The sequence below is a fragment of the Pseudoalteromonas atlantica genome, from assembly GCA_007988745.1.
Taxonomy (GTDB): Bacteria; Pseudomonadota; Gammaproteobacteria; order Enterobacterales; family Alteromonadaceae; genus Pseudoalteromonas; species Pseudoalteromonas atlantica.
On the sequence record BJUT01000117.1, the window covers coordinates 1 to 1,272 of the forward strand.

General features: G+C 37.3%; 2 tRNA genes. Both read right to left on the minus strand.

Going from position 1 to position 1,272, the window contains the following annotated elements:
• Positions 1 to 118: 118 nt before the first annotated feature.
• Positions 119 to 194: transfer RNA gene (locus PAT01_RS19930), tRNA-Glu, on the minus strand.
• Between the two features lie 36 nt (positions 195 to 230).
• Positions 231 to 306, minus strand: a tRNA-Ala gene (locus PAT01_RS19935).
• Positions 307 to 1,272: the final 966 nt, after the last annotated feature.

The following is a 1,272-nucleotide window of genomic DNA, read 5'->3' on the forward strand; positions in this document are numbered from 1 at the left end:
TTGATAAGTTTAACTCATATCATGAGGTGCTAAGGTAATACGTTTAATACACATAAAGACTCGAGCTTTAAGTGTTACGCTATTCTCTTGGTAAAACCACGCCTAACTATTTGTTAGATGGCGTCCCCAAGGGGATTCGAACCCCTGTTACCGCCGTGAAAGGGCGGTGTCCTAGGCCTCTAGACGATGGGGACACAGAAAACTGCTACCCTAGGACATGCACAAAGATTTGGTGGAGCTATGCGGGATCGAACCGCAGACCTCTTCGCTGCCAGCGAAGCGCTCTCCCAGCTGAGCTATAGCCCCAAACCTTTTAATACCTAACGTGTTTAACACGTTGTGTATCGCTGAGTGCGGGGCGCATTCTATGCACCCCCCAAAATAAAGTCAACAGTTTTTTATGCCACTTTATTTAAATGGTTTAATTTTCAACAAACTGGCTATCAGACATGCAAAAAAATACAATTTCGACAAAATTTGGCCTGTACTTCATCTCACAGTACTATAAACAGGTTAATTATCTATTTATACCTCGTTGATGAAGTAATAATGTTTAACATAAAAGGTATACATTTATATGCAAATTGAGTTGGGGTTAAAAAAGTACTAAAACCAAGGCTAAACCCCGCATTTAAGTGTGTTATTAAAATGCGAGGGCTCTATTCGATAACCTTATTATTAAATGCTCAACCCTTCCCTTTTTAAGTTGCTTGTACACACATATAAAAATTGAAGTGAATTAGGCCGTCGTTAAAAGTGCTAGCAAATAATTCGTGCTGTTTTTAAACACTATGTTCCAGTTTGGGTAATAGGCTCTTTTTTGTTGTCATTGTGCCAAAACCCATGGCGTTAATTAAAGTTTATTCGTACTAATGGCAATACAGATAACTGCTTATGCCCTTTAACGTGTTCGTACCTTTTAAAAAGTACCCTAAACCAGTTCAATAATTTAAAACCTTATATAGTCATAAATCTTCTTTTTGATAAAACGTCACGCTTACTGTATCAATTTCAACATCGCCTTTTATTAGCTTATTTAAGTAATGCTTTTTATTGTAAGTAAAAATAAGGCAGTCACTTAGTTCAGATTCAGCTGTTAATTTACCCTAACAACTTAAATTTGATGATAAAGTAAACGCCAACCACCCTGCGCTGTTTATAAAACCTTCATTCAGCACATTTTTATCATTCAAGTGTTGACACATTTGCAACTCTATCTATAATAGCGCCCCACAACAACGCAGCAATGTAATGTTGTTTAGATGTGGGTGA